General features: G+C 39.2%; 17 protein-coding genes. 7 read left to right on the top strand and 10 right to left on the bottom strand.

Features of this window, described 5'->3' with window-relative positions; all coding sequences use genetic code 11:
- Position 1 precedes the first annotated feature (1 nt).
- Positions 2 to 316, bottom strand: a complete 315-nt coding sequence (locus tag IGJ15_RS00415) for a rhodanese-like domain-containing protein (RefSeq protein ID WP_010748940.1) — start codon at positions 314 to 316, stop codon at positions 2 to 4.
- A 426-nt stretch (positions 317 to 742) separates the two neighbouring features.
- Here IGJ15_RS00415 and IGJ15_RS00410 point away from each other — a divergent pair, with 426 nt between their 5' ends.
- From IGJ15_RS00410 to IGJ15_RS00395, 4 genes are all read left to right on the top strand, one after another.
- The gene (locus tag IGJ15_RS00410; protein ID WP_051095338.1) at positions 743 to 1216 is read left to right on the top strand and encodes a DUF3955 domain-containing protein; all 474 of its coding nucleotides are present in this window, start codon (positions 743 to 745) and stop codon (positions 1214 to 1216) included.
- A gap of 362 nt (positions 1217 to 1578) precedes the next feature.
- Complete coding sequence (locus IGJ15_RS00405; protein ID WP_010748938.1) at positions 1579 to 1944, top strand: DUF2512 family protein; 366 nt, start codon at positions 1579 to 1581, stop codon at positions 1942 to 1944.
- Between the two features lie 242 nt (positions 1945 to 2186).
- Positions 2187 to 3608 carry a cryptochrome/photolyase family protein gene (locus IGJ15_RS00400; protein WP_194186268.1) on the top strand — a complete coding sequence of 474 codons (1422 nt, stop codon included), beginning with the start codon at positions 2187 to 2189 and terminating at the stop codon, positions 3606 to 3608.
- Positions 3609 to 4018: 410 nt separating this feature from the next.
- A complete protein-coding gene (locus IGJ15_RS00395) occupies positions 4019 to 4417 on the top strand; it encodes a YxeA family protein (RefSeq protein ID WP_010748936.1) in 399 nt (132 codons plus the stop codon).
- Between the two features lie 297 nt (positions 4418 to 4714).
- On the opposite strand, the gene IGJ15_RS00390 is transcribed toward IGJ15_RS00395, so the two are convergent.
- The 4 genes from IGJ15_RS00390 to IGJ15_RS00375 all read right to left on the bottom strand — a co-directional run bounded on the left by IGJ15_RS00390 (position 4715) and on the right by IGJ15_RS00375 (position 10201).
- Positions 4715 to 6163 carry a helix-turn-helix domain-containing protein gene (locus tag IGJ15_RS00390; protein WP_010748935.1) on the bottom strand — a complete coding sequence of 483 codons (1449 nt, stop codon included), beginning with the start codon at positions 6161 to 6163 and terminating at the stop codon, positions 4715 to 4717.
- A gap of 536 nt (positions 6164 to 6699) precedes the next feature.
- Entirely contained in the window at positions 6700 to 8094 is a 1395-nt protein-coding gene (locus IGJ15_RS00385; RefSeq protein WP_010748934.1) for a glutamate decarboxylase, read from the bottom strand.
- Positions 8095 to 8123: 29 nt separating this feature from the next.
- The gene (locus IGJ15_RS00380) at positions 8124 to 9533 is read right to left on the bottom strand and encodes an amino acid permease (RefSeq protein WP_010748933.1); all 1410 of its coding nucleotides are present in this window, start codon (positions 9531 to 9533) and stop codon (positions 8124 to 8126) included.
- Positions 9534 to 9559: 26 nt separating this feature from the next.
- Positions 9560 to 10201: a hypothetical protein gene (locus IGJ15_RS00375; RefSeq protein ID WP_010748932.1), complete on the bottom strand. Its 642-nt coding sequence runs from the start codon at positions 10199 to 10201 to the stop codon at positions 9560 to 9562.
- Between the two features lie 152 nt (positions 10202 to 10353).
- Here IGJ15_RS00375 and IGJ15_RS00370 point away from each other — a divergent pair, with 152 nt between their 5' ends.
- Complete coding sequence (locus tag IGJ15_RS00370) at positions 10354 to 10782, top strand: hypothetical protein (RefSeq protein WP_174272999.1); 429 nt, start codon at positions 10354 to 10356, stop codon at positions 10780 to 10782.
- Between the two features lie 1415 nt (positions 10783 to 12197).
- Here the strand turns inward: IGJ15_RS00370 and IGJ15_RS00365 are convergent.
- Positions 12198 to 12482, bottom strand: coding sequence for a hypothetical protein (locus tag IGJ15_RS00365; RefSeq protein ID WP_010748929.1), 285 nt, complete (start codon positions 12480 to 12482; stop codon positions 12198 to 12200).
- 704 nt (positions 12483 to 13186) lie between these two features.
- On the opposite strand from IGJ15_RS00365, the gene IGJ15_RS00360 reads away from it, so the two are divergent.
- Together IGJ15_RS00360 and IGJ15_RS00355 are read left to right on the top strand one after the other, a co-directional pair.
- Positions 13187 to 13771 carry a TetR/AcrR family transcriptional regulator gene (locus IGJ15_RS00360; RefSeq protein WP_010748928.1) on the top strand — a complete coding sequence of 195 codons (585 nt, stop codon included), beginning with the start codon at positions 13187 to 13189 and terminating at the stop codon, positions 13769 to 13771.
- Between the two features lie 55 nt (positions 13772 to 13826).
- Entirely contained in the window at positions 13827 to 15545 is a 1719-nt protein-coding gene (locus IGJ15_RS00355; RefSeq protein WP_430599236.1) for an alpha/beta fold hydrolase, read from the top strand.
- 638 nt (positions 15546 to 16183) lie between these two features.
- Here IGJ15_RS00355 and IGJ15_RS00350 read toward each other — a convergent pair.
- The 4 genes from IGJ15_RS00350 to IGJ15_RS00335 all read right to left on the bottom strand — a co-directional run bounded on the left by IGJ15_RS00350 (position 16184) and on the right by IGJ15_RS00335 (position 19559).
- Positions 16184 to 17325 (bottom strand): IS3 family transposase gene (locus tag IGJ15_RS00350; protein ID WP_142429341.1). Its coding sequence is split into 2 segments (ribosomal slippage): positions 16184 to 17097 and positions 17097 to 17325, totalling 1143 coding nucleotides; the frame shifts between segments, so codons are not numbered across the junction.
- A gap of 25 nt (positions 17326 to 17350) precedes the next feature.
- Entirely contained in the window at positions 17351 to 18175 is an 825-nt protein-coding gene (locus tag IGJ15_RS00345; protein ID WP_430599235.1) for a PhzF family phenazine biosynthesis isomerase, read from the bottom strand.
- 473 nt (positions 18176 to 18648) lie between these two features.
- Positions 18649 to 19101 (bottom strand): GNAT family N-acetyltransferase, encoded by a 453-nt coding sequence (locus tag IGJ15_RS00340; protein WP_034696258.1) that lies wholly within the window; start codon positions 19099 to 19101, stop codon positions 18649 to 18651.
- Between the two features lie 323 nt (positions 19102 to 19424).
- Positions 19425 to 19559 (bottom strand): CPBP family glutamic-type intramembrane protease, encoded by a 135-nt coding sequence (locus tag IGJ15_RS00335; RefSeq protein WP_080647006.1) that lies wholly within the window; start codon positions 19557 to 19559, stop codon positions 19425 to 19427.
- Positions 19560 to 20005 lie beyond the last annotated feature (446 nt).

Genomic DNA, 20005 nt, shown 5'->3' with positions numbered 1-20005 from the left:
ATTACTTTCCTCCTTTGGTTGTTCCGCGCCATTGATTCATGCCGCCACGAACGTTGACCACATCAAAACCTTTTTTACTTAGGATTTTGGCTGCTTGTTTGCTTCGCATCCCCGATTGGCAAATGACTGCCAGTTTCTTGTCGCCTTTTTGAGTAAATCCAGCAACCTTATTTAACGGTACATTTTTCGCATAGGCAATGTGCCCGCTGCGGTACTCCGCCGGCGTGCGTACATCCAGAACCGTCCATTCTTTGGCTCCTTCTTTTTGTAAATCTGCTGTTGACATACTTGGTATGCGCTTAAATAGTGAAAACATTTCTTGCTCCTTTCGTATACCCCTTGGGGTATATTAAACAAGATGTTTTGCGATTTGTCAACTAAGTGATTTTCTTTAAGAAAAGAAACTTGCTGTTGCGCTCCCCCCCCACTCGATACTCTCGACAGCTGTCGGACAGCTACCGATCAAGCAGCGAAAGGCCTGTATCCCACAATTCCCTCCCCTCGATCACAATGCTATAATAAAAGAAAAGATACATTGTAAAAATAACACACATCAAATCGTTTACTTAGCAGCTGATCGCTTTGATTATTAAAGATGATTGGCTCCCGCCCTAACCAAGAGCGGACAAAAAAGCGACGCAAGCACCACTTTCCCTTGATTTATCAAGCAGCAAGCCCTGCTTTCTTGGAACCAATGAGGGTTTCGACTATGCTTAAGTCACATCAGCGAAAGGAAGAAAAGATGGAATTTGGCGAAAAAATCAAAGAAGTACGTACGAGAAATAACTTGACCCAAGAACAATTTGCCACTCAACTACACGTGACAAGACAAGCCGTTTCGAACTGGGAAAACAATCGCAATCTACCAGATTTAGAAATGCTGATTGCCATCGCCACGATTTTTGAACTCTCGCTTGATGAATTGATTTTAGGAGGAACCCAAGTGAACAAGATCACTGAAAAACTAATCAAAGACGGCAGCGAGACCCGACGCGCCAAACTCAATTTGATCACGACCTTGATCGGAACATTTTTACTACTATTCGGCTTTGCCTGCTTCTTCATCAAAGCAAGCGCCGTAGAATACATCGATCAATCCGGCATTTTACATGAAAATTTCTACCTGATTCCTGTAGGATTTTTGTTCCTATTGGCTAGTTTCGTAGTATTTGCAGGAACCGGGCTCAATTATTATCGAGCTGTTAGGAGAAAATAAATAAGAAGACGGCATAAAGCGACCCTCGAAAAGCAGATCAAAATCTGACTTTGGCGGGTCGCTCCATTTAAATTGCCTTGCTAAATTGTTTGATTCCAGTAAATACTGTACCGATACTTTATCTCCTTACAAAATCCCCTCTATTCTTCTTTCGTTTCACAAATTGATCCCACTGATCATTCCTTAAAGTGTTTAAACTATTTACGACTATTCGTCAAGCAAATATGCTTAAAATAGTATAAAAAACCAAACCAATCCTTTTTTTTGACACAAAAAATGTCAGATGATAGCCTTGAAATAGAAGGTTATCACTAAGATGACCTTCTTGCTTTTGGAATAAATAATAAAAAGGAGTGTATGAAATGAAACATCTAAAAGCGTTGGTTGTTAAAGCACTAATGATTTGGGCGATTTTGTGGATTGTGTTGTCAGGGATTTACGATGTCAGTTTTATGGACTCGACGATCGTCGGTGTGATCATTGTGGTGATGATCTATGTGTTAGGCGACTTGGTCATTTTGCGCAAGATCGGTAACATTGCGGCAACGATCGCAGATGCCGGTGCAGCAGCCCTTATCCTATGGCTGTATCTGACTTATATGGACTATACAAATGATATTTGGATGCTAGTATTGATCCCAGCAGTATTGATTGGTGTGGCAGAATGGTTCTTCCACATCTGGTTGTTAAAAGCAGACATCGTGCCAGATGAACGGAAAATGAAATAATTTTGTTGATTGCTAGAATCGAACACAGACTCTTGTTCTGTGTTCGATTTTTTTTGTTTACAAGATCGGCTATTGAAAAGCGACGCATCTTCTTGTTCCATATGCTTTCTATAATCACGGACGCTTGCCAAGATTTCTGGTTAGCTGACGCAATCGCCAAATTTGAATAAATCCCATCTTTCCATTACTATAAACGAAATCCGATCGTTTTTTTGCACGGTTATATTATCAAGGAGGTTTGTATGGCAATTCATGTGATGTGGTTTAGAAAGGATCTACGCTTAGAGGACAACACGGCACTGACTGAGGCGCTTTTTTCTCTTCAAGAAAACGACCATTTGTTGTGTGTATTTCATCTCAATGACAAGCAGTTTCTCCCCAAGGCGCCAAGCCATGATTACTTTTTTAGCGCAGTTGCTCACTTTATCGAGGCTGCCAAAAAGCAAAATCTGACGATCCACCTATTGACAGGGACTTTGACAGAAGCCTTTGATCAGTTGCTCGCTTGCTATCCAGAATGGAGCCAGCTTTACTTCAACTTTGATAACCGTGGATTTGGTCGTAAACGTGATCTCTACATAAAAGAATTGGTCGAGAAAAAAGGCATCACTGTCCATTCTTTTGAAGATCATCATCTGCATCAACCAACAGAAGTCACCAAAGAGGATGGGACATACTACAAAAAATTTACCCCCTACTATAAGAAATGGATTCAATTGCCCAAACCGGTGTATCAAAAGCAGGCTCTCGATTTTGAAAAAGCCGTTCATTTTGATGATGCCCCTCACTTCAAAGCAGGGACAGCGCTGCTTGCTAAGCTGCTAGAAAATAGAAAGACCGATTTTTCAACGATCGTTGGGGAAGACTATGCGCACAAGCAATTGCAAGCATTTGTGCAAAAGCGTTTGGCCACCTATGAAAAAGACCGTGATATCCCTTCGATCAAAGGAACCAGCCGCCTGTCCCCTTTCTTGTCTTTTGGACAAATCTCCATTCGGAAGGTTTGGGCCGCTTGCCAAGGAATGCCATCAAGCACTGGCAAAGCGACCTTTTTAAAAGAACTGGCTTGGCGAGATTTTTATCATATGATCTACTTCAGCCATCCTGAACAAAAAAACTATGAACTCATTGAGAAATATCGAAACATGGATTGGCGAAAAAATGAAGAGGAGCTAACCAAATGGCAAGCAGGGCAAACCGGCTATCCGATCATTGATGCCGCGATGCGGCAGCTGAATCAAACCGGTTGGATGCATAACCGTCTACGGATGATCGTCGCTTCCTTTCTAACCAAAGATTTACTGATCGATTGGCGGCAAGGAGAAGCCTATTTTGCTCGACAATTGATCGACTACGACGCTGCCAGCAATATCGGCGGCTGGCAGTGGGCAGCTTCGACTGGCACCGATGCGGTTCCTTACTTTCGAATTTTCAACCCCATTACACAAGGGAAAAAATTCGACAAGGATGGGACGTTTATCAAACAATTTGTTCCCGAACTCGCCCAGTTGCCGCTAAAATTCATCCATGAACCCTACTTGATGACTGACGAAGAACAAGCCGACCTAAAGGTAGTTTTAGGCACCGACTATCCGTTGCCTATAGTTGACCACAACGAAGCCAGAAAAAGAGCCCTCGATTTGTATAGTAAAATCGAACCATAAAAAGCTGCCATGGACTGCTCTCAAGCATTTTCGGTAAAAAAACCAGCAAAGACGGTCTCTTACGGAGCGTCTTTGCTGGTTTTTTATGAAACTGGTGCGCCCTCTTTCGCCTGTCTATAGTGAAAAAACAAACGGCACGTCTCATCAAGCTGTCTGCTGCTGGGCATACATAAAAGAAGCATTTTCCATGCTGTGTTTTTTAATTAAGATCTTGTCGTCTACTTCCCCTCTTATTTCTAGTCGCTCTAAGCACCAATCCCCTGAGGATTTATAGATCGAACCCTTTACTAGCGGCGTTCCCTGCTTTTTCACGACTGGATAGCAACGTTTCTCCTTGCAAAACTGTTCGTCTGATGAAAGGTCATCTATAGAACCATTCTGTTATAATAGCTCCATATTTGAGGATAAGGATGGTTTATATGAAAAAAATAATCGGATTCATCTTAGTCGTACTTTTAGGATTCGTTGGATACAAAGGATATGAATATTATCAATCCACCTACTCAGGACAAACAGCTTACGCGTATGTCCCGTCTGAGATTCCGCCTAAAGTCCAACACGAAAGTAAGAGCGGCATCGGCGACCAGTCTCCTTGGTATTCTTACGATTACACATTAAACTTTGTAAAAGAAGATGGCAGCACCCAAACCCTTGAGGTTTCATTATCAGAAGATAACGCAAAACCCTTAACACCAAATTCTTATGTAAAAGCGGTGATCAGTGAAAAGCGTACAATAAAAGGCCCGAATGGCGTTGAAAAAGACGCAATTCCCAAAAAGGTTCTAGAGAAATTAGAAAATCAGAACTAACGATGCCAGACTCACATCATTATGTGGGTCTTTTTTTTACATCCTTCCAAAATCAGTATTTTGAAACCCTTCTGTTATTTTCACACTTGATGTCTTCTGCTCTGTTGCGATACGTTATACAAGGATACTGGGCACATTTATCTAGCAGAAAGCTGCTTGACTGATCACTATTCTTATTCCGTCATCCATGATAAGAGCAATTCAAGCTCCTTTTCCTTTCCCTCCTTCGCAGATAATTGAAAAAGCAGCGAATCACCTATCCGTTGACTCACTGCTTTTTAAATAACAAGTGATGGCTCACACCACAAAAGAATGGTACTTAGAGTAAGCAATTTGATCGACGATCGCAGAAACCTGATTGACATCTAAATCGGCACCGATGGCAGTCACTTGATAAAATTGACCATAATTGTTGCCAAGTTGAGGGACACGGGCGTTTGAAATCAGCAAATCGTATTCTTCCTCATTGTTGTAAGGAGAAATAGTTACATTTTGTTTCCCTTTTAGTTCATTTTTTAACAAGTAAATGGAAGCATCTGCCAAAAGACTGGAGCCCATATTTAAGACCCCGATCCGTACCCGATATTCCTCTTTCGGTGATAACAGATAGATTAAAAAGACCAGACGTTTCTTGAGGTAGTTGAGTTTCGTGGGCGTAAACAAGTTGGTTGGTGCAATAATGTGTTGTAGGATGTCTGTAATCACTTGATCTCGCAAGGAATTGTGAAACAGCTTGTGATAATAATTCAAGGTGACTCGGTCAATGGAGTAATTTACCCCATGAAAGTAATAGACTTGTGCGATCAAGGAGAAGACACTGGCTTTAATATCGATCGTCGTATGCGAGGCTTCAAGACAATAAATGGACTGGATCGCTGCCATGACTTCATCGGTAATCTCAAAAACAGGATTTTTATTGGTATACAACCCTAAGCGAAGCTCCTCGTAAGGAATTCCTCCTACCGTAACGAGAAATAGACAGATAAAGAAGGGAACGATCTTGGCTTCGTCTACTGAACAGATGCTTTTTTTCGACACATAGGCCTGTCGAATAAAGCGACAAATCGGCATCTCTTGGCAGCGATTGATTTTGATTTGTTCCTCCGGACTTAAGCTTCCCAAGGTTGTGTGTGGCGTGACTTTTTTCATGATCACAAATAGCCAGATCTTCAACTGCTTTTGTTGCGCAATCGAGAGGGTTATTTTTTTCGCTAGCTCCGCCACCAGGTCATCGATCAAAACAGAATCGATCGCTGTTTCCCCCATTTTTAAAAAATTATAGTAAAAATAAATGCGTTGCGTCATCGTTCCCGCTAGCTTTTTGTTCTTTATCTTTAATTCAAAATGCTGCAGCAGCTGATTGCACTCTGCAATCACACGATTCAGTGTCCCCACGCTTATTTTTAATTCATCGGCTAATACGAAAGCATCATAGCCTGCATGTTGAAACAAATAATGGATGATTTGATATTTTACAGATTTTTTCAATAACGTGTCGGTCAAATCATCCAATGAGACGCTGTCGTTTACTTGCAGATCAAGGGTATAACGGTTGATTGCAAAAGAGACCTTCTCATTTTTTAGTTGCTGCTGAAGATTTTCTGATAGTTTCGTCAAGGTTGGCATCGTAATCTCTAATTCCCGACACGCATCACTTTTTTTGATGTGACCCGTCGATAAATACAAGAATTTGAGCAAGATGTACTCCAATTTCAAGTCTTTATCCAGTAAGTCTTCTTTATACATGACTGTTTTTCCTCCTGTGTAAATCCTTATTCTTTTCGAATAGTTACAACCAATTTACAGAAAAAGATAGCAGTACATTCCCTATGAAACAACAAATGCAGTAAAAACATGCCCTTTCTACACATACTTTTCCTTCACTTACTCCCCAAATAAACCAAAACGAACGAACAAAAATGCGCCCTGCCAGACGAACTTTTCTCAGAATTTTCTCGCGACAATGTTCTCGGAGTTTCTTTTTATTTATGTAAAACATGCTTCTCTAAAAAAATATATTTAGACCATAATAATTAATACTATCACAAGCTAGAAATGTCAATAAATGAAATTATCAAGCGCCATTTTTTTACTTTCTCTTAAAAAATGACCCTATCAAGTACTTACCCGTTCTTATAAGCAAAAAAATCAAAGGCAGTCGATGCAACCGCCTTTGATTTTTCTATAAACCATTGTTCATTCAGTCTTGCAAAAAACGTTTCATAAAGGGTCTTTTTATTCATTGAAAAAAGCAATGAACGGGTTTCTAGCGATACCGTTTCTTAATGTGAAAAGCCATAGGTTTGGTCGGATGAAACATGACGGCTTGGTCGCTTGTTCAAGCGCTCGATTCCTTCTTTCATGTCTTGCACCAGATCCATTGCCATTTGCATACTTAAATCTGCCCGGCAGACAAAGCGTTGGATATTGATATGTGATAGATTATCAGGTAATGGATAGGTAGGGACTTGCCAGCCTTTCATGGCAAATTCATCCGTCAAATCATACAGATTCCAAGAAATGTCGGCATCTTCTTTTAATTTGTAGCAGACGATCGGCAACCGTGAACCATCATTATAAATATCGAAGTAACCCATGTTTTCAATCTCTTTTGCTAAATACTGGGCAACATCACTCGTCTTTTTGTGGATCAAGCGGTAGCCTTCAAACCCATTGCGGATAAAGGTGTAATATTGTCCGATGATTTGGCTGGCACTTCTTGAAAAGTTGATGGCCATCGTTGGCATTTCACCGCCAAGATAGCTTACTTTGAAGACCAATTCTTCTGGAAGGAAATCTTTTTCTTTCCAAAGCACCCAACCGATACCAGGATAGACTAACCCATATTTATGTCCAGACGTACTGATGGAACGAACGTTTTTCAAACGGAAATCCCATTCAAGCTCTGGTTCCATAAATGGTGTGTACAATCCACCACTAGCCGCATCCACGTGGATGTAAACTTTGTAGTCGGTGTGTTTGTTGTATTCCTCTAATTTCTTATCTAGTGCTTTGATGTCATCGTATCGTCCAGTGTAAGTGATCCCTAAGATACCGACGACCCCGATCGTATATTCATCTAAATAGTCTGTGACCTTTTCGACATTAATGCTGCCATGTTCTTCATCGATAGGGATCGTCCGCATTTCAATGTCCCAGTAGACACAGAATTTTTCCCAAACGACTTGATAGGCAGAAGAAATCACTAAGTTTGGTCTTTGTTTATTGATATCTAAACCAAGTTTTTTTGCCCGATTGCGCCAAGCAAATTTTAAGGCCAATCCACCTAGCATACACGCTTCACTTGAGCCTACCGTTGATGTACCGATAAAATCAGACGCTTCTGGTGCATGCCATAAATCAGCGATCATGTTAACACAGCGGTTTTCAATTTCTGCTGTCCGTGGGTACTCGGTTTTATCAATGGCGTTTTTATCAAGGGTTTCACTCATAATTTTGACTGCTTCTGGTTCCATGTAGGTTTGACAAAACGTCGCCAAATTTTGTCTTGAGACCCCTTCATCGATCAATTGATCTTTGACTAGTTCATAGGCATCCCGCGGTACCAAAGACTCTTTTGGTAATTTGTACATAGGGATCGCCCGATCCATTGCCTCATTCCCATAGATAGGTTCCAAATATTGGGCTTCTTTTCGATTTTTTTTACTAAATAACATGCAGCTCTCCTCCTCATAGGTTGTGCTTTTTATTTTTTATCGCTTGCTTTTTCACCTACGTATTTATAGATGACAAACGGTATCACGACAATTATCAGCCAGCTGATGATCAAGATGGCTAAATAGGTTCCGCCTTTTCCCGATCCGATATCGCTCGGTGGAAAGAAGGAAATAAAGAAAGAAAAAATAGAAACAAGCAAACCAACCATCGCAACACCAATTTTCACATTTTTCCCACCAGGAATATGATACGTTCTTGTTAAGTCGTCTTTTTCTTTGACTAACTTAATATACGAAAGAAACAAGAGGACATAAGCAACCAGATAGATGCAGACCGTCAAAGCCATCGCAACGAAGAAGGATAGATTGGCACCCCCGCCGCCTAATGTCAAGACAACCGCCCAAATAGAAACAATGATGCCTTGCACCAAAACGATGTTGATTGGGACATTGTGTTGATTGACTTTGGCCATTTGTTTTGGCAGCAAGCCATTTTCAGCTGCTTCAAGCATCGCCGTTGATGGGCCGACTACCCAAGCGGCAATTTCTGCAATGACACCTAAACAGATGACCACGGCAATCAAACGAACCAGCCACTCCCCGCCGCCAAAATGATGAATCAAATAAGAATAGGCTTGGATCACACCAGTATCAAGAGACAATTGATTTTGGGGAATCGTGGCAGCCACCGTTGCCCCACCTAACGTATCCAAAAGAATCGTTGCTACAACTAAAATCAAAATGGCTTTCGGGTAATTCTTTCCAGGATTGTCCATGTCTTTTACGTGACTGGCAGAAGATTCAACCCCTGCATAGGCCAAAATAAAGGAAACAAAAACGACCAGCGTATTGATTTTCGTAAAATCAGGAATCCAAGCGCCTGAGCCAAAGGAAACTTTGATGGGATTTCCTTGAGCAATGTAGACAATTCCTAGGATGAAAAGTATGATCCCAGTTGCGACGATCCCCACAAAGAATCCTACTTTAGCAATCTTCGCGGTATTTTTTGTTCCGCCAAATTGCGAGATCGTAATCAACCAAAAGATCACTAAAGTGGCAATCAGCTTCAGCCAAACATTGGTATTAAGAGCCGGCCAATTTAGAGCATAGGAAAGCGCCCCGACAATAAAGTAAATCATCGTAATAAAGCCTACCGTGATTTGGAACCATTGGAAGAAAATGGCAGCAAAGCCCCATTTTCTCCCTAATGTTTTTGAGACCCAGGTATAGAGTCCCCCTTTTTCCCATCCTTTTACAGTAGCCATCTCCGCAGAGCAAAGGGCTACAGGGATAAACCAGAGGAAACCGCCGACGAGTAAATAAAAAACTAGATTCATCTTCGATGTCGCAAAGGTTGGATACTCATATACCGTCATCACCATTGAAGCAGTTATCGCAAAAAAACTCAACAATGATAGTTTTTTCTTGCTAGTATCCATTTTTTTCAACCTCCTATCGTTAGATACTATTTTTCAGCAGCGGAAGATAGATCAATATGGTACGTATGTGTCAAATCTCCATCTGCTTTAAATTCGATTTCGACCGCTTTGATCGCTGGCAAACTTTGTTCTTGCGCCACTTTAAAATGAATAAAGCCATCTTTATGTTTGTCATGGGTCAAAATTTCATCATCTAAGTAGTCCACAAACACTTCCGCTTCAATTTTCTTGCCATCATTCAACACCAAATATGCTTTGTCAGGTTTGATTTTTTTGTCTTTCGAATCTTCATTAAACAATTGATATTTCAGTGAAAGCAATGTTTTGTATTCTTTGTCTTTGTGTTTGAACGCTTCTACATTCACAATTTTTACATGGTTCACTAAAAAGCGAATGTGATCCCAACCAGCATTTTCATAATTCGTTTCATACCAAACAACATCTTTGACTTTCGGATCGATTCCCTTAGTTACGATTTCTTCAAAATACCCGTCATCACTCAATTTTTCACTTCCCACGATCACCTCATCTGAAGAATCACTGATCAACGTTTCGGTTCCTGACCCAGAGACCACTTCCCCTGACTCTTCCACTGTTGAGCACGCACCTAGAGTGAACAAAACGCCTACACCTAAAACGAAACCTGCAACTAATGATGTTTTCTTCATTGTAAATCCTGTCCTTTCTTTTATTATTTTTATTCCATCTCAGGTATACCATTTATCTAAAAAAAGCGAATATCTAATTTTTTATTTTAAAAACAAAAAAACGCGAAAAATACTTCGCGTTTCGGTGCTATCATGAAGTGCAGATAAGAACAATGACCATTGAAAAGAAAGGACTGAGTTTTTTGAGAGCGCTTGTGGTCGTCATAACCGCCTTTTTGTTGGGTATCCGCCCACTTTCAGCTGCCTTTTTTCTGGAAAGTACGGACGGACATACTTCTAGCGCAACGATTTCTCGGATAAAAGTTGCCCAAAATGAGTGGGCGCCTGCTGGCTCACAAAGGTTTGTTGGAACGCTGATGCTTCCTGATGCAAAAGACAACGTGCTTACAGCTGACGGGCATTTTTTGAGAAAGCCTTCCAAGCTTGTGACGAATAGGCGAGGAGCAATAGCAGCTTGTAGGGTTCAAAAAACACCAAAAACCGCACGGGGCAGCCAACTTACTCAGCGTTGCAGCTCTTCAGCCCTTACGACTTTGCGGTTAGAAAAAGCGTGTCAGGCACGGGCAATCAACCGTCCTTAGTTCTCATCCGAGTATCTGGTGTCGTACACGACGCCTTCATCCACAGGGTTTCCGCAGTGATGGCACATAGGTAAGTCAAAAACAAATGATCCTCAAACGTTTATCCTCACGTGTATCCTAGACAAATCTACTTCCCCATCCTGAACACAAAAAATAGCCACTACCTACTTTCCACTTACTTGTGCCATCCTCTGCTTGATAAAACGATCAAACTTTTTTGATTGAAAACAAAAAATTGCCTATTCTGTTTTGATCATTTTTTTAGTGATCGAGCATTGCTTAGCTAGCTAAGCCCCCCAAACCCCAAGCAGCCTCCGAAACTGTTTTTCGGGGGCTGCTTGGGGTTATCTTTTTATTCAAATTGGAACGTTTTTTGGATACAACTATATATCAACTACAGAAAATACCAGATCATTTTCGAATATTTGAACTATCTAATTGACTTCAACTAAACATACTTTAATAATTCTAAAATATAGCTGAACGAACATCATTTTTTTCCTTATATGGATAAACAATTAAAAGGAGTCTTTATAATCGTGATAACTGCTGCTATCACAACGAAAAAAGAGAGCGACATGCGCAATAATTGGTTCTCCACTATTATCTCTGCCTAAAAGGTTGCCCCTTTATTTCGATTAAATGATAGAAAGACTGATTAAGGCAATCCCAAAAGTTATGCCATCTAGAACAAACCATTCTTTTTTATCTTGAGACGCCTTGTTAGCAAACAAACAACTTATTCCATAAAGAATCAATAGAATCCCTATGTTTATGGGAAAAGTTAACCACGCTGTCAAGGCATTAACAAATAAGAGAAGCATCAATGGCAAAATATACAACAATGCATACCACTTTTTTAAATAGTGCGGCAGCTTCTGGTAATTTGAATACATCTATTTATCCTCACAATTCATTTCTTATTGGTCATTTATTTCTGGTATGAGCAGTAAGTACTTTCGTTATAAAATGAGACAAAACAAAGCTTAGGATGATAATCCCAAAAGTAATAGCAAAAGATAAAATCGTATTCTCCAGTAAATTCGCAAATAAGGGCAGCTTAATATATAAATAACACCCAATTGCCGCAATAATGCTACCTGATAAATAGAAACAAAGTAGCTCAGTTGCTGTTTTTGAAGAATGAACGTTTCGATCAACTGATGAAAAGTCGCCATTTTGAAAAGGTATTGGTGATCCAGTTTGTGAAGGATCAGATTTTGTATTCATTACGTTAAAGTAATTGTTAGATAGATTGCTAATTGAATGTTGTTTTCTATTCTTTTCGTGATTGTTCATAGCTATTCAGACCTGCTTCCCTTAAAAAATTCATTGTTTTCAAATCCTTCATAGAAATCTCAACACCATGATTTCATGCAATTGCGCTATTGCATCTACTCAAAAACTCTATATTTTCAAAACCAAGTCAAATCAACTGCACGTTGAAGGGTTAGCGGACCATGTTTTGCTTCATACATAAAATCTTTTGACTGTAATCCAGTACGCTCCTTAAAAATTTTCTCAAACATAGAAGAATCGTTAATGGAATCGGCATTGTGTGTCAAAGTCAATATATAGTGTTTCTCTTTTGGATTACTCCAGACCCCCATATTACTTAAAGAAGCTAAATCAAGCGGTGGTGTATTAGAAGATAAAATAATTGTATACTGGCATCTATGCAAAACATCATTTATTTTCATAAAGCACTTCCTTAATTAGTTAGTAATTCCCCAAACATTACAGATCCAAACAATATTTACCTTTTCATTTAAAAACAAACGTACATCATATTATATTGCGTTCACCTTAAGCATTTTTTCAAGAGAAGCTTCGCTATCTTTCAAAACTAATTTACAGATGTTACCAGTCAATGCACGTATGATTTCTGTTATAAGTTTCGAAATCCACACTCTTTCTTTTGTGGTGAAAAGTGGTGTTTTTATGAGTGCTCTTCCTTTTATAAGGGATACAAAAACAGCTTTAGTTCTTTCTATCTCTAAAATAACAAAAAACCAAATAACCACTCGAGCATACTAACAAAGGAAGCCCGACATAGAGCATACCAGTTCCTAATGGATAATTAATAGCAAGGTCAAGTTGGATATCCTTAAGTTCTTCTTTGCTGATTGTGTCAAAATCTTGAATAGGGATCAAAATCGTCTGTAAAAAAAGCCAACGACCGTGATAAAAAGACTGATCCAAAAACAGCCAATTGCAAACTTTTTCATAAGGGTCCTCTTTTCAGCATACACTTTCTTACTGTATGTTCTTATTATACATACCAACTATTAAAAAAAGAACCTTAAATTATTTTTTAACATTAATTTTACAACAATAAAAAGAAAATGAATCAATCAGTGAATAAAAAATTGACAAGACTCAATTAGTACTATATAGTTCTATTATGGCAAATTATAAACATTCAAATAAAAACAGAGTGATCGAAACAGCCGCCAGCCTTTTTCTCAAAGTCGGCTACACGTATACCAGTATGGATGAGGTCGTGCAGCAAAGCGGTGTGTCAAAATCAAATGTCTATTACCACTTCTCAAGTAAGGAGGAATTATTACTAGCAGTGATTGATTTTTGGATCACTGCATACCGAGAAAAACTAGCAGACATTTTGAAACAGACCAATCTAACTTTGGAAGAAAAAATGCTGACCTTTCTAGAAAGTTTAGCTGAAGAAATTGAAGAGCGGGACTATCAAGGCAGCTGTCCCTTCATTACTTTCATTATGCAAGCACCGAAAAATGATCGGCTGGTCCAAGAAAAAATCAATCATTTTTTTGATTATTTAACGCGTATCTGCGAGGGATTGATTCAAGAAGGAATAAATACTAAAGCATTTCGTGAAGACATCAACGTCAAAGAAACGGCGGAGATTTTTGTGAATAACCTTGAAGGGGCACTCTTTTTAGCAGAAGTAAAAAAAGAGAGTCAGTATCTCACTACTACAGCCAAAAATTTATTTAAATTACTCGTTTAAGAGTAATTTTTTTATATAAAATTAGGACTAAATAGTTCTAAAAAAGGAGAAAATAATGAATATTTTAATTATCGGGGCAACTGGGTTTATTGGCAAAGAAATCGTCAAACAACTCGCAAGGGAAGATGTTTTCTTAACATTACTTGTCAGAAATCCAGCGAAAGCAAGACCATTGCAAGCATTAGCCCCTGAAAAAATAGTGTTGGTAACAGGCGATTTAACAAAAGAGAACTTAGGCTTAAATGCGGTCGACCAAGAACGAGTGATGAACTGCAACATGATTCTTCACTGCGGCGGTCCGGTGGATATCACCTTATCAGAAGTAGCCGCGAAGCGCTCCTTTTTAGAAGGCAGCAAAAATCTCATGACCCTTGCAACAGAAATCAACAAGAGAAACAAATTGAAAAAGATCATCCACGTAGCTGGGTACATGAGCCCATTCACGGATGATGCTTCTGTCTGGGAAACGACGGATGTGTTCAAAAAGGTGCATCCAGCGTTACTTGGAACCCCGCCCTATGAGCAGATGAAGTTTTTATCTGATATTTATATTCGACAAGAAGCGAAAAAGCACCATATTCCTTTAGCAGTAATCAACCCGCCAACCGTCATCGGTGATGAGCAAACAGGCAGCACCGAACAACTCGAAGGCTTTGGCTTATTTATAAAAATAATCCGAAGTGGAGCCTTACCTGTTATCCCCGGAGGAAGTGACTATCGACTACCGTTGATCAATAAAAATGTACTCGCTCAATTTATTGTCAAAACCATATTCAATGAGACAAAAGACGAAATGACGTATCCCCTTGTTGCCGATAAACACGCCGACAAAGAGATCGTTCAACTGATGGGGCTGATTTCTGAAAGTCTTAATCGAAACAAACCTCGGCTGACTGTTCCTTTTGGTTTACTCAAGTTCGTTATGGCAGCTGGCGGAAGCAAACTAACGGGTATTCCTGAAAGCAGTTTAAACTTTTTGACCAATAGAACCTTTGACAATCGGCTGACAAAACGTGATTTTGAGCCGAAACTGATTAAAAAAATCGCAGCATCAAACATCCCGCTAGCAGTAGCTGACATTGATTTCCGCTTGACCTATGGGGAAGAAAGCCTAACACCCTACACACGCATAGCTATCAACGAAGCGACGGTCTATCAATTGGAGGGCTCTGCTACTCCTCTCGTGCTTTTGCATGGCTTATTTAGCGATGGCACCGATCTCTTTCAACTGGGGCTGGCATTGAATAAACAAACCGGCAGAAAAATTATCATCGCAGACTTACCAGGATTCGGAAGATCTCCGTTTATTAAAAAGCCACAGCTGCTGACATCATATCTTGAGTTGGTACGCTCACTAAAGAATATCCTGCCTGATGGCTCTGTTTTTATCGGCCATTCTTTTGGTGCTGCCTTGTTACTAACAGCCGCTGAACAGCGCTTCTTTTCAGAGAACGACCAACTGATTCTTTTACAACCACCTGTCCACAAAATTGATTCGGCCCCTGCATCATGGCTCAGTAAACTAGCTTTAAAGCATGCCTCTGAACGACAATTACTCGCCTATTTTACAAAAAAAGGCCTGCTGATAGACAAAGCAACCTCTTCTAGCGAGTACGTAAAAAGAGTGAAGAAGAGTGTTCGTTCTTCACGGATAGTCAACACAACACTTCAACTAAATCGGTTGTTAAAAGAAATGACCCTTCACCAAAGAATAGACTCTTCAATTCCGATCATATGGGGAACCGAGGATAAAAGCTATTTACCGCCAAGATAAACGACTAAAATAGTCGATCTGCCATTGGGTCATCATTTTCCAATCAGCCATCCGCAGGAAACAGCTGATGTGCTGGTAGAGTTGATCAAAGGTTGATTTTAGAGAGGCATGCGATGATTCGTTATTGTAAGATGATTACATTCTTCTACTCAAAATCCGCTACTTTTGAAGATATTTGAGACAACCTGCCCTATCTATAAAGCCTCTATTAAACCCATGATACATTTTTGAGCATTTAGTATAAAGAAAGAGCACAGAGAAAATTTCTCTACGCTCTTTCTTTACTGAAGATATATTTCTGACCTCAAAAATCATACCCCATTTCATCTTCATCGTCTCTATAATACGATTTCAGTCTCAAATACTATAACCGCACTTCCCCCAAGTGATACTTCAACCGGTTCTCCCTCTTTTATAAGTACTGATACATCTACTACTCCGCTTCTCCCCATTGCATGACCCTGGATTTGAGTCAATACCTCGGACACGATTTGTGAGAATTTTTTCGAGATTCCAGCGGGTGAGTATCTCATCGTTTCGACCAGCCGTCAAACCAAAACCGTTTGACCGCTGATCGAAGCGATGAAGTTGAAGCCCTGTGGAAATCTCGCAAAAAAAATGTAGGTGGTAGCTAGGAACTAAGCTTGCAATGCCAACTCCTCCATCTGATTTGGTGTTAAATAGTTGATACTACTATGGATTCGCTTGCGATTGTAAAATCCTTCAATGTATTGAAATAACGCTAAATGAGCAGCTTCAAAGTTTTCATACGCTTTTGATGGATAGACTTCTTCTTTTTTGAGTGAGGCGTGAAACGATTCGATGCCGGCATTATCGTAGGGACAGCCCTTACGACTGAAGGAGTGCCGAATGTTCAATTCATTCAGCTTTGCCTCATAGGCTTCGCTAGTGTACTGAGAACCCAAATCTGAGTGGATGATTAAGTTCTCGGAGGGTGTTTGGTGTAAGAGCGCATGGTCAAGGGTTTCGATAACCAATTCTTTCGTCATCTGCTTGCCAAACTTCCAACCGATGACTTTCTTTGTGTGGAGGTCTTGGATAGTGGAGAGGTAGGTCCAGCCATCTTTTAGGGTATGAATATAGGTAATATCTGTCACCCATTTTTGATTGATCGACGTAGTGGTAAAATCTTGGTTTAACAAGTTTTTACGTCCTTCACTTTTAACTTTCACTTGTTTGCCAGGCTTGTACTTCTTGAGGGTGACTGAACGCAAGCCTAATTTTCTCATCAGTATTTGTACTTTCTTTAGGGACAAGCTCTCGCCACGGCCAACAAGAATCTTATGAATTTTGGGCGCACCATAGATCCCCTTGTTTTCAAAGTAGATTCCTGAAATCAAGCGGTTTAAGCGTTTGTTTTCTGATTGGCGCTTGGAAGGCTTCTTTTTCTTCCAGTCATAGTAGCTGGATTTCGGTGCTTCCAAAACGGTACACATTTGTTTTACGTCATGATCATGAACATTTGATTGAATAAATTCGAAGACATCACTCATTTTTACTTTTGAGCGAATATGGTTAAAGCCTTTTTTAGGATGGTGTTTTCCTCCTGCATGCGGGCCATTTCCTTTTTCATTGCTAGGATTTCTGCCTCAGTCATGCCGGTTGCTTCATTCTTTGTATGAAGCTTCTTCCAACGATAAATCGTTTGTGTAGCGATACCATATTGCTCTGCCAGTTCCTCGACCGATTGGCCAGACTGGTTTAAATCTAAGATCGTCTTCTTAAAGTCTTCATCAAATTTTTTATTGGCTTTTGCCATCGTGGACACGTCCTTTTCTTAGTAGTTAGATTCTACCAAATCGTGTCCATGAAATCATCCTAACATCACCCTGCTCTACCTTAAAAGAGAACATAGAGTTGTCATGTTTTACTAGTTTATGTTTAATTAAATAGGCACCTAAAGGAGCGACTGCATTCCCTGTCACAGGGTCTTCGTCAATACCGCTTATGGGAGCAAACATTCTGCCATGACTTAAAATAGTCTCTGTTTCAGGATGTAAAGTAAATAGAAAATACCCCGTACAGTCAATTGCTTTGCTTAGTTCTTTCAATGCTTCTAAATTAGGTACAATACGGTCTAATACATGACGAGATTTTATACCGATTAACACTTTGGAACGTCCAGTAGAAACAATCTGAACAGGGCACCGTTCATCTAGATCATTTTCAGTTATTCTCAAAGCGTTCATCAGAAATTCTAGGTTGCTGCCTGAAATGTACTGAGAAAATTCAATATCTCCCTGAGCCATAGTTATGGTGTAGTCATTTTCCAATTTGTTTATTTCTATCGGTAACGTACCAATATTGATTTTATTCATGACTCTACAACTTTCAAGATTATTCTCAATTGCTCTGACATACTGAGAAGCAATAGTTGCATGTCCACAAATAGGAACTTCGGTTTTTGGTGTAAAATACCTAGTTCTAACATCATGGTCTGGACTATCAGGTGATAGTAAAAATGCTGTTTCAGAATTATTTAATTCGCGTGCGATTGCTTGCATCTCCTGATCTGTTAAATTATCCCCGTTTAAAACGACTCCAGCAGGATTTCCTCTAAATTTTTCCGTTGTAAATGCATCAACCTGATATACTTTTAAAACTGTCAAAATAGTCACTCCTTAAGATGAAATAGAGCTACAAGACACCTAGCCATTGCTAGCTTATGCATAGATGAAAAATAAAGAAAGTCTGAAGTAAGGATCTTACATTTGGTAATTGTCCACAATTTCCCCTCTTATCTCTTCTTTTTTCAAATGCATGAAGGACCACACATTTCTTCTCCCAAACCTAACAAATGACACCTGGTTTTTTAACGATATGTGCTTCTCCTCATGGCTCCTGTTTGCATTATTACATAAATTAGGGTTGAGAACACGACAACATATGTTGGAACCAAGTTCTTGGAGAGTAAGCAAAGAGCATCGCTTACTTCATTGGGAACCAAGCGTTCCTAACTTTTGTCGTAGTTGCAGAATTCTATGACAACGCCAACGAACAAATAGAGTATCTAGAAACCATTGGCTTTCTAGATACTCTTCTTACCTATTTCCCACAAAATCAAGTCTTTTACTGGCAATGACTACCCTTTAACAACTTTCTTCATATAAAGAATTGGATAAGGGTTTCCTTGTTCGTCTAACTCGCTTCTTTTGTATACCTCAAATCCCATATGCTCATAAAATCCTTTCGCCTGAGGATTCTGTTCATTTACTCCCAGTTCATTTACAGCATAGTTTTCCATCCCGTATGCCAAGAGTTTCTTTCCTAGTCCCTTGCCTCTTTGTTCATTTGCTATAAACAGCATTTCAAGATTTCGATCCGAGATCCCCATGAAACCAGCTGGCTCTCCATGCTCACTTACTACGACAATCAAATGCGGCACATGATGCAATGCCTCTGGAATGTATTGCTTAATGGCTTGGATTTCGGTCTCTGACAAAAAGGTGTGCGTCGCCTTAACAGAACTCTCCCATACTTCAATTAATTGTTGCTCTAATTCTGGCTGGATAGTATTTACTTCTCTTAGTTTCATATACATTCACACTCTCATCTACTTATGCTATTTTTAAAAACACGAATCGCTTGTTTGAAGGATTTAATGTTAGGAAATTTTATCACCATCATAACATGAGAGCGTCTTGTTTAAAAACCATGTCCAGGAAAATGATTTACAGATAGATTTATAAATACAAATAAAGCCTGTTGTACAAAACATACATGGATAAAATAGTTTTTCGATGTTTATTTGATCAATGTCCCTGTGATTGAATGTATCCAAAAAAGGATTCCCAAAATATAACAGGATCTTCTTATACAAGAGCTAAGCATTAAAAACTCTTTTTAATTAGCTTCTTCTTATATGAAAGAGAGGAATACAACAAATACATTATATAAGAAATGCAACAGAATCGAGGAGGTTATGTTCTTCGTTTTTAGGTATAAATAAGTGGTTGCTGTACCAAGAAAAAGTAAATCATATTCGTTTTCCAAAAATCATCATCCATTCACTAACTTTAAAATAGTCACTCTTAGTAAGTGTTTATTTTCAAGAAAATTAATCCTCTTTAATTAGTAAGATACAAAAAGACAACGACCATTATGACAACAAGTACCCAAAAATACCATTTTTCAGAGTTTTTTTTCTTCATATTTATTCTCTCCTTATATTCATCTCAGTTTTTAAGATTCTTCTATAACCTGTATACGATCATTAGTTAATAATAAAATTAATAATAAGGCTACGTATTGTCAGTGTTTGATTGAAAGTATTTTCCCTATATTAGACATCCTAAAAAAGATTCTCTTTCACTTTGCACTGTCTCTTTCTTTATGTGCTTATTATTCCATAATTTAATCCTGCAAAGATGACAATAATTGCATTAAAATTTTACCAAAATGTCCACATGATGGAAAATTTAATGCAAAAATAGCGATAA

It is taken from the genome of Enterococcus sp. AZ079 (genome assembly GCF_050547255.1).
GTDB classification, from domain to species: domain Bacteria; phylum Bacillota; class Bacilli; order Lactobacillales; family Enterococcaceae; genus Enterococcus_D; species Enterococcus_D casseliflavus.
This window is presented reverse-complemented; position numbering and strand designations above follow the sequence as displayed.

Excerpts from the sequence above, each read along its gene's own strand:
- IGJ15_RS00415 (WP_010748940.1), bottom strand. The coding sequence starts at position 316 with ATGTTTTCACTATTTAAGCGCATACCAAGTATGTCAACAGCAGATTTA.
- IGJ15_RS00410 (WP_051095338.1), top strand. The coding sequence starts at position 743 with ATGGAATTTGGCGAAAAAATCAAAGAAGTACGTACGAGAAATAACTTG.
- IGJ15_RS00405 (WP_010748938.1), top strand. The coding sequence starts at position 1,579 with ATGAAACATCTAAAAGCGTTGGTTGTTAAAGCACTAATGATTTGGGCG.
- IGJ15_RS00400 (WP_194186268.1), top strand. The coding sequence starts at position 2,187 with ATGGCAATTCATGTGATGTGGTTTAGAAAGGATCTACGCTTAGAGGAC.
- IGJ15_RS00395 (WP_010748936.1), top strand. The coding sequence starts at position 4,019 with ATGGTTTATATGAAAAAAATAATCGGATTCATCTTAGTCGTACTTTTA.
- IGJ15_RS00390 (WP_010748935.1), bottom strand. The coding sequence starts at position 6,163 with ATGTATAAAGAAGACTTACTGGATAAAGACTTGAAATTGGAGTACATC.
- IGJ15_RS00385 (WP_010748934.1), bottom strand. The coding sequence starts at position 8,094 with ATGTTATTTAGTAAAAAAAATCGAAAAGAAGCCCAATATTTGGAACCT.
- IGJ15_RS00380 (WP_010748933.1), bottom strand. The coding sequence starts at position 9,533 with ATGGATACTAGCAAGAAAAAACTATCATTGTTGAGTTTTTTTGCGATA.
- IGJ15_RS00375 (WP_010748932.1), bottom strand. The coding sequence starts at position 10,201 with ATGAAGAAAACATCATTAGTTGCAGGTTTCGTTTTAGGTGTAGGCGTT.
- IGJ15_RS00370 (WP_174272999.1), top strand. The coding sequence starts at position 10,354 with ATGACCATTGAAAAGAAAGGACTGAGTTTTTTGAGAGCGCTTGTGGTC.
- IGJ15_RS00365 (WP_010748929.1), bottom strand. The coding sequence starts at position 12,482 with ATGAAAATAAATGATGTTTTGCATAGATGCCAGTATACAATTATTTTA.
- IGJ15_RS00360 (WP_010748928.1), top strand. The coding sequence starts at position 13,187 with ATGGCAAATTATAAACATTCAAATAAAAACAGAGTGATCGAAACAGCC.
- IGJ15_RS00355 (WP_430599236.1), top strand. The coding sequence starts at position 13,827 with ATGAATATTTTAATTATCGGGGCAACTGGGTTTATTGGCAAAGAAATC.
- IGJ15_RS00340 (WP_034696258.1), bottom strand. The coding sequence starts at position 19,101 with ATGAAACTAAGAGAAGTAAATACTATCCAGCCAGAATTAGAGCAACAA.